Raw genomic sequence first — 8,557 nt, forward strand, 5'->3', positions numbered from 1 at the left:
ACCGGGCGGAGGGGGTGGCGGCGTTCAACGAGAAGCGGACGCCGGAGTGGCCGGGGGAGTAGCGGGGGCGGGTGCGTTGTGGCCGGGCGCGCCCACGCGGCGGAACCGCGCGTCGATACAGTCTCGCGTCCCTGGGGTGCGCGGGTGCGGGTCCGGGTGCCGGCCGTGTCGGTCGGTGAGCCCCTCTTGGACAGCGTCGGTCGTACCCGTTCGCCGCACTGATGTCCCCATATGTTCCCAATGTCCCTAGCCTGGAGTGATGGGTGAGGACAGGCGGCTGGCGGCCGTGGTGGAGCTGGCGCAGGGGATGGCGGCGGCGCACACCCCGCGGGAGTCCTGGCGGGCGGCGGCGCTCGGCGCGTGCCGGGCGCTGGACGGGAGTTTCGCGGCACTGTCGGTGTGGGAGCGGGAGCTGGGCCGGCTGCGGGTCCTCGTGAACGTGGGGGAGCGGGCGGTGGGCGAGGAGGAGTTCCCGGACGGCGAGACCTATCCGGTGCACCAGTTCCCGGAGATCACCGAGTTCCTGCACGAGCGCTGGGCCGGCGGCGGCGAGCCCAACGCCTGGGTCGAGACCGCCGAGGGCCCGGCCGCGGGCAGCCCCGGGTACTGCCACCAGCGCGTGGCGGCGCTACGGCGTCGTAGGCGCGGATGTTGTGTGGTCGCCCCGATCGTGCTGCACGGGCGGGCCTGGGGCGAGTTGTATGTGGCGCGGCCGGTCGGTGTGCCCGTGTTCGACCGGGGGGACGCCGATTTCGCGACGGTCCTGGCCTCGGTCGTGGCGGCGGGGATCGCGCAGACGGAGCGGCTGGAGGAGGCGCGGCGGCTGGCGTTCACGGACGCGCTCACGGGGCTCGCCAACCGCCGCGCGGTCGACGTGCGGCTCGACGAGGCGGTCGAGCGGCACCGGCGTGAGGGAGTCGTGGTCAGCCTGGTCGTGTGCGACCTCAACGGGCTCAAGCGCGTCAACGACACCCGGGGGCACGCGGTCGGCGACCGGCTCCTGGAACGCTTCGGCTCGGTGCTGTCGCTGTGCGGGGCGATGCTCCCGGGCGCGCTCGCCGCGCGTCTCGGCGGCGACGAGTTCTGCCTGCTCGCGGTCGGTCCGCCCGCCGACGAGGTGGTCGACGCGGCGACCGAACTCTGCCGCAGGGCAGCCGAGTTGGAGCTGGGCGAGGGCGTGGCGTGCGGTGTCGCGTCGACCGAGGACCCGATCGGCCCGGTACGCTCCGCCCGCCGCCTCTTCCGCCTGGCCGACGCGGCCCAGTACCGGGCGAAGGCGCTGCGCGCGAGCAGCCCGGTGGTCGCGGGCCGCGACGGCCCGGACGACCCGGTGGTCCGCCTCGCGGACTCCCCGACGCCGGAGATGCCGGCGGAACGACGACGGTTCCGGGGCCGTCGGGCGTGACCTACCTGTAAGGGTCTAAGTGGTCACCCGGTAGTGACACTGCCGCATTCAATGCGTACGCTCCTGAATATGGATATGCACACTGTGGTGGTGGGGACGTCCGGGGTCACCGCGTCCGACGTTCTGGCCGTGGCGCGTGGAGGCGCCCGGATCGAGCTTTCGGGTGAGGCCGTCTCGGCGCTCGCCGCGGCGCGGGAGATCGTGGACGCGCTCGCGGCCAAGCCGGAGCCCGTGTACGGCGTGAGCACCGGGTTCGGGGCGTTGGCGTCCCGGCACATCAGCCCGGAACTGCGGGCCCAGTTGCAGCGCAACATCGTCCGCTCGCACGCCGCCGGCATGGGCCCGCGGGTGGAGCGGGAGGTCGTACGGGCCCTGATGTTCCTGCGGCTCAAGACCGTCTGCTCCGGTCACACCGGTGTGCGGCCCGAGGTCGCGCAGACCATGGCCGACGTGCTCAACGCCGGGATCACCCCGGTCGTCCACGAGTACGGCTCCCTCGGCTGCTCCGGCGACCTCGCCCCGCTCTCCCACTGCGCGCTCACGCTCATGGGCGAGGGTGACGCGGAAGGCCCGGACGGGGTCGTGCGGCCCGCCGGTGAGCTGCTCGCGGAAGCCGGGATCGCGCCCGTCGAGCTGCGCGAGAAGGAGGGCCTCGCCCTTCTCAACGGCACCGACGGCATGCTCGGCATGCTGGTCATGGCCCTCGCCGACCTCGACATGCTCTACAAGTCCGCCGATGTCACCGCCGCGCTGTCGCTGGAGGCGCTGCTCGGCACCGACAAGGTGCTCGCGCCCGAGCTGCACGCCATCCGCCCGCACCCCGGGCAGGCCGCCAGCGCCGCCAACATGCTTGCCGTGCTTGCCGGTTCGGAACTCACCGGGCACCACCAGGACGGCGCGCCCCGCGTCCAGGACGCCTACTCCGTGCGGTGTGCTCCGCAGGTCGCGGGTGCCGGACGCGACACGATCGCGCACGCACGGCTCGTCGCCGAGCGGGAGTTGGCGTCCGCCGTCGACAACCCCGTTGTGCTGCCGGACGGGCGGGTCGAGTCCAACGGCAACTTCCATGGCGCGCCGGTGGCTTACGTCCTCGACTTCCTCGCCATCGCCGTCGCCGACCTCGGCTCGATCGCGGAACGCCGTACCGACCGCCTCCTCGACAAGAACCGCTCGCACGGCCTGCCGCCGTTCCTCGCGGACGACGCCGGTGTCGACTCCGGGCTGATGATCGCCCAGTACACGCAGGCCGCACTGGTCAGCGAGATGAAGCGGCTGGCCGTACCGGCGTCCGCCGACTCGATCCCGTCCTCCGCCATGCAGGAGGACCACGTCTCGATGGGCTGGTCGGCCGCGCGCAAGCTGCGCACCGCCGTCGACAACCTCACCCGGATCATCGCCGTCGAGCTGTACGCGGCGACGCGCGCCGTGGAGCTGCGCGAGGGCCTGGCCCCGGCTCCCGCGACCCGCGCGGTCATCGACGCCGTACGGGCGGCGGGAGTCGAGGGCCCCGGACCGGACCGGTTCCTGTCGCCCGACCTCGCCGCGGCGGACGCGTTCGTGCGCGGCGGGCATGTCGTCGAGGCCGTGGAGAAGGTCACCGGGCCGCTGCGGTAAGGCAGTTGGGGCCCTGTTCCGTCAACGGCAGGGCCCCGTACGTCACTTCAGCTTGGCGGACTGCGCGTCGATCACGACGGACGGAATGGTGTAGGCCTTCTGCGACATCAGGGCGCCGAGGTTGACCGTGTAGTACGTGACCAGCGTGGAGCCGTGCCGCACCACCTCGGTGTGCACGGTGCCCGTCTGGCCGTCGGTGTCCTCCATCACGGCGGTCGCGCCGAACGCCACCGACTCGTCACCGGTATTCGAGGCCTTCTCGGCCGCGACCTTGGTGTACTTCGTGCCGTCGGAGCCCGGGACGAGGGTGAAGCCGCCGGCGCAGCTCTTGACCGCGTCGGAGATGGTCTTGAACGTCTTCTCGGCGCCGTCGCCGTCGTACGAGGACAGCCCGACAACGGTGGTCGTACGGTCCAGCGCGGCACCGAACGCGTCGTCGAACTCCTGCTCGCTCATGTCCTCAACGGACTTGGACGGGGTGGCGGACGTCTTCTTCGCCTCGGTGACCAGCTTGTTCGTGGCCGCGGCCGCGTCACCCGGCGCCTGCCCGGCCATCGCCCAGGCCAGCGGGCGGCACTGCGCCTTGTCGACGGTGACGGCGCTCTTGCTCGCGGGGTACGTCTTGCCGACCGCCCCGACCTCGTAGCCGACGACATCGCCCTTGGCGATGGCCAGCTTCGTCAACTCGGCGGCGCTGAGCGCCTTCGCGGAGTTCTTGGCGGTGTCTTCGGCGTTGCTCTTGCCGTCGTTGCTCTTCGCGTCGTCCGAACCGCCGTCGGAGCAGCCGGTGATGAGGGCCAGCGACAGTGCGCTCACGGCGACGGTGACGCACAGTCGTATGCCCGGTGATCTCTTCATGAGCGGACTATGAAGCTTGAGTCAAAGAAGCGTCAAGCCAGTTAAAAGCCGAGCCTTTCCCGGCGTACCGAATACGCCACGAAACCGGCGCCGAGACCGAGGAACACCGTGCCGCCGATGATGTACGGAGTGGTGTCCGGGCTGCCGGTGTCGGCGAGTTGGGTCTCGTCGGAGTAGGTGGTGACGGCCGTCGACGTCACCCGTGCCTGCTGGGTGACCTGGGAAGTCGGGGTCGCCGAAGTCTCCACTCTGGCCTGGTCGGTCACCGTCGCGTTCGCGGAGGGGACGAACCAGAGAGCACCCAGCAGGGTGCCCGCGGCGGTGGCGGTCAGCATCGTTCGGCGAGCGGTTGACACGGAATATCGATCCCCTTGTGGCGCTGGCGAATTGGCCGTGTGGAGCGATGCTAATGAACTGTGCGGGTCGCGGGAAAGTCACGGGAGCTGTGGGCCGTACGCTCCCGGCATGAGCACTCCAGAGACATCACGTTTTGTACGCCTTCGTGTCGAACTCGTTCTTGAAGTGGAGAACGAGGACGCCGTGACCAAGGCCGCGCTGGCCAAGATCGCCGACGATCCCGAGCTGCCCGGCGACGAGCGCGGGCACGCCGAGACCGCTGTGACGGAAGACACCGCCGAGGCGCTCGCCTATCTCGTGGACCCGTTCGACCTGGTCGGCGAGATGCCCGGGGTCGAGCTGGCCCAGGCCTCGTGGAGCAGTGAGGAGATCGAGTACGACCCTGATTCGCCGGATTGGGACCTCGACGAGGATGATGTCGACGGCGATGAGGAAGCGGACGGGGTGGCAGTGGTCGGCTGAGCCGTGTCGGGGAGAACGTGACCCCGGGCGGCAACCGCTGCCCGGGGTTTCGCCGTGCACGTGGTGTGCCCCACACATGCGCGACAAGCGGAACGGTACGCACCAGTCGTAGCGTTGGGTTTATTAAAGATTGTTTAACGGGGTGCTCGCGGTTTTCGGGGATTCGGCAACGATGGAGAAACGTGTGATGACGGACAGTAAGCGGCGCAAGGGTCTTGTGGCCGCGTCCGCACTGCTCGGCGGTGTGCTCGTGCTCACGGCGTGTTCCGGCAGCGACGACAAGTCGTCCGGCAGCGACTCGAGCCAGAGCTCACAGTCGAAGGCCGACGAGGCGGCGGCGAAGAAGTCGTCCGAGGCCCAGATCAAGATCACACCGGCGGACGGTTCGGACAACGCCTCCATCAACAACTCGGCCACCGTCACGGTCAGCAAGGGCACGCTCACGGCCGTGACGATGACGACCGCGGACGGCAAGGCCGTCACGGGCACCATCGCGGCCGACAAGCTCAGCTGGAAGCCCAGCGCTCAGCTCGACCGCTCCACCACGTACAAGGTCGCGGCGACCGCGAAGGACTCCGCGGGTCTGGCGGCCCACGAGAACGCGTCCTTCACCACGGTCTCCCCGGCCAATAGCTTCATAGGGAACTTCACGCCCGAGGACGGCTCGACGGTCGGCGTCGGCATGCCGGTGTCGATCAACTTCAACAAGGCGATCACGAACAAGGCCGCCGTCCAGAAGGGCATCACGGTCACCTCCACCAGCGGCCAGGAAGTCGTCTGCCACTGGTTCAACACCCAGCGCATGGACTGCCGCCCCGAGGACTACTGGAAGGAGAACTCCACCGTCACGCTGAAGCTCGCGCTCGACGGCGTCGAGGGCGCCTCCGGGGTCTACGGCGTGCAGCAGAAGACGGTCACCTTCAAGATCGGCCGCAACCAGGTCTCGTACGTCGACGCGAAGTCGAAGCAGATGAAGGTCGAGCAGGACGGCAAGGTCGTCAAGACCATCCCGATCTCGGCCGGTTCCCCCGAACACACCACGTACAACGGCCAGATGGTGATGTCCGAGAAGTTCGTCCAGACCCGGATGAACGGCGCGACGGTCGGCTTCACGGACGACGACGGCAAGGGAGAGTACGACATCAAGGACGTCCCCCACGCCATCCGCCTCACCAGCTCCGGCACGTTCATCCACGGCAACTACTGGGGCTCGCCCTCGGTCTTCGGCAGCGTCAACACCAGCCACGGCTGCGTCGGCCTCCAGGACGTGAAGGGCGCGGGCGACAAGAACATGCCGGCGGCGTGGTTCTACAACAACTCGATCGTCGGCGACGTCGTGGTCATCTCCAACACCGGCGACAAGACGGTGTCCCCGGACAACGGCCTCAACGGCTGGAACATGGACTGGGCCCAGTGGAAGGCGGGCTCGGCGGTCTGATCCGACGCGCCGACACCGGTCAACTTCGTTTCGCTTGAAGGCGGTTGCCCCTGACCGGGGGTGACCGCCTTTTCGCTGCCCCTATCAAGTGGTCTGCGGCATATGTGAGTTGACGGTAATATCCGTCATATGACGCGCCCTCGGGTGCGCCTCCCTTGTTCCGGGTCCCGTCCCCTCGGGGCCCGGCCCGAAGCGAGGCGGTTCCGGGTACGAAAAAAGGCCGCCTCCCTGAGAAAAGGGAGGCGCACCCATGGGACGTCAGACCAAGCCACGGCTGACTGTTGTGTGTTGGTTCACCCGGTTGCTGCCGGAATCGTGGGCCAAGCATGTGAGGAGGTGGTGGCTCTGGTGGATCACCAGGTAGCCGGAGGCCCCCATAAGGACTAGGGGCCTCCGAAGGCTCCTGAGTGAGCCTGAGCCCCTGTCACGGATACCCGCCGTGGCGGGGGCTCGTTCCTCTTCTCCGACGACGATACCGGCTACGACGCCCGCAGCAAGCCCGACTCGGAATCGGGTGTCCTGAGCGCGGCGACGGCAGGTGATGCAGACCACGGGAACTCCGCCCGCTTCGTGGAGAGAAGAGGGTGTGAAGGACTCGGAGAACGAGGTGCGCCGACGGGTGCGCGAGGGCGATCGTGCGGCGTTCGGTGAGCTGTACGAGGAGTTCGCCCGGGCCGTGTACAACCACGGGTTGCGGCTGACCGGTGACTGGTCGACGGCCGAAGAGGTCATGTCCGAGACGTTCCTCGCCGCGTGGCACACGCGTACGCGGGTGCACGAGGACGGTGGGTCGCTGTTGCCCTGGTTGCTCGGCATCGCGACCCACAAGGCGGACAACGCCCGGCGGAGCCTGCGTCGGCGGCAGTCGTTCCTGGCGCGGCAGCTCCGGCCGGCGAGCGTGGAGGACTTCGCGGCCCAGGTGGCCGGACGTATCGACGACGCGGCCCGGCTGCGGGCCGTTCAGGCCGCCCTGGACCGGCTCAGACGCCAGGAGCGCGAGGTGCTGGCCCTGTGTGTGTGGTCCGGCCTGGACTACCAGCAGACCGCCGAGGCGCTGGGCATCGCGGTCGGGACCGTACGCTCCCGGCTCTCGCGGGCCCGCAAGAAACTCGCCCGGCTCGCGGAGGAGAACCTGGAACCGGGCGCCGCCCGCGGAGAGATGACAAGTGCGGCCGCGATCGCGGCCCTGCCCGTGCGGGAGGAGCTCACATGAAGAACAGGACCACCTCCGCTTCCCCGGAGTGGCGCGACGACCGCGAGGAGATCGCCCGTCTGCTGCCGCCCCCGGCCGACCGTGACGTCCCGCACGAGCAGCACCTCCGTCACAAGGACCTACTGATGCACACCATCGACCGAGACCGGGCCGACCGAGCCGACCAGGCCGTACGCACCCGGCCCGCCCGTCGGCTGCTCCGTCCCGCGCTCCTCGCGCCGGCCACCGCGCTGGCCCTGGCCTGCGTGCTGACCGCGGGAATCGCCCTGACCGACAGCGACGACAAGGGATCGCACCGCGCGGCCTCGGACATGCGGCCCGCCGCGGCCCTCCTCGACCGGATCTCCACCGCAGCCGGGGAGCGGACCGCCCTCACCGTGCGGGACGACCAGTTCGTCTACACCAAGGAGAAGACCCGCGGCGCCGACGTGACCACCGGCAAGGCCGTCCTCGGCCCGCTGACGGACCGTGAGGTGTGGTCCGCCCAGGAGCCGGGGCGGCTGCTCAAGCTCGGTCTCGTCCGGGAGGACGGTGAGACCTTCCCCATCAACGCCGAACTCGGCGACACCCACGGCACGGCGGCCGGCATCAGCCGCCCCACCTACCACTGGCTCAGCTCCCTCCCCACCGACCCCGACAAGCTGCTGACCTACCTGTACGGGAAGACCCCGCACGCCACCGGCCGCGAGCGCGACCAGGCGGTGTTCGAGCAGATCGGCTCGCTGCTCGGCACGTTGATGCCGCCCCGCACCGCCGCCGCCCTCTACCGCGCCGCGGCGAAGATTCCCGGCGTCACCCCGGCCCCGAAGGCCCACGACGCCATCGGCCGCCAGGGCCTGGGCATCGCCCGTGACGACACCCGCTACGGCATCAGGACCGAGTGGGTCTTCGACACGAAGGACTACGCCTTCCTCGGCTCCCGCACCTACCTGACCAGGGACGGCTCCTACGGGAAGTCCGGCACCCTGCTGTCCAGCAGCGCCGAGCTGACCCACGCGGTCGTCGACAAGGCGGGCGAGTCGCCCACGGCGGGGTAGCGGACGCACACGCGACGGGCGGGCCCGGGACTTCCGCCCAGCCTGCCCGTCACTGTGCCTGGCACTTTCGCCCGGCCCGCCCGGCGCCTGGTCCGGGCGGGCACCGGACTCCCCCGTCGCCCGGCCCGCCCTTCACCACCCCCGGACGGCACCGCAAAAGCCGTGAAACCCCC

General features: G+C 69.9%; 8 protein-coding genes. 6 read left to right on the forward strand and 2 right to left on the reverse strand.

The genetic code is table 11. The features are described from left to right. Positions 1-259 precede the first annotated feature (259 nt). Together JHN63_RS43685 and hutH are read left to right on the forward strand one after the other, a co-directional pair. Positions 260-1,405, forward strand: coding sequence for a sensor domain-containing diguanylate cyclase (locus JHN63_RS43685; protein ID WP_200690690.1), 1,146 nt, complete (start codon positions 260-262; stop codon positions 1,403-1,405). A gap of 75 nt (positions 1,406-1,480) precedes the next feature. After that, positions 1,481-3,019: a histidine ammonia-lyase gene (gene hutH, locus JHN63_RS43690; RefSeq protein ID WP_200690695.1), complete on the forward strand. Its 1,539-nt coding sequence runs from the start codon at positions 1,481-1,483 to the stop codon at positions 3,017-3,019. A 42-nt stretch (positions 3,020-3,061) separates the two neighbouring features. On the opposite strand, the gene JHN63_RS43695 is transcribed toward hutH, so the two are convergent. Then, the gene (locus JHN63_RS43695) at positions 3,062-3,877 is read right to left on the reverse strand and encodes a hypothetical protein (RefSeq protein ID WP_200690691.1); all 816 of its coding nucleotides are present in this window, start codon (positions 3,875-3,877) and stop codon (positions 3,062-3,064) included. A 41-nt stretch (positions 3,878-3,918) separates the two neighbouring features. Next, complete coding sequence (locus tag JHN63_RS43700) at positions 3,919-4,212, reverse strand: hypothetical protein (RefSeq protein ID WP_200690696.1); 294 nt, start codon at positions 4,210-4,212, stop codon at positions 3,919-3,921. A 130-nt stretch (positions 4,213-4,342) separates the two neighbouring features. Between JHN63_RS43700 and JHN63_RS43705 the strand changes: the two genes are divergently transcribed. The 4 genes from JHN63_RS43705 (at position 4,343) to JHN63_RS43720 (ending at position 8,384) form a co-directional block, all read left to right on the forward strand. Further along, entirely contained in the window at positions 4,343-4,696 is a 354-nt protein-coding gene (locus JHN63_RS43705; protein ID WP_200690692.1) for a hypothetical protein, read from the forward strand. A gap of 187 nt (positions 4,697-4,883) precedes the next feature. Beyond that, positions 4,884-6,134 carry an Ig-like domain-containing protein gene (locus tag JHN63_RS43710; protein ID WP_234478586.1) on the forward strand — a complete coding sequence of 417 codons (1,251 nt, stop codon included), beginning with the start codon at positions 4,884-4,886 and terminating at the stop codon, positions 6,132-6,134. Between the two features lie 607 nt (positions 6,135-6,741). Next, complete coding sequence (locus JHN63_RS43715; protein WP_200690697.1) at positions 6,742-7,347, forward strand: RNA polymerase sigma factor; 606 nt, start codon at positions 6,742-6,744, stop codon at positions 7,345-7,347. Further along, entirely contained in the window at positions 7,344-8,384 is a 1,041-nt protein-coding gene (locus JHN63_RS43720; protein WP_200690694.1) for a CU044_5270 family protein, read from the forward strand. The genes JHN63_RS43715 and JHN63_RS43720 overlap by 4 nt, the downstream gene beginning before the upstream one ends. Positions 8,385-8,557: the final 173 nt, after the last annotated feature.

Source organism: Streptomyces sp. MBT65 (assembly GCF_016612545.1).
Lineage (GTDB): Bacteria > Actinomycetota > Actinomycetes > Streptomycetales > Streptomycetaceae > Streptomyces.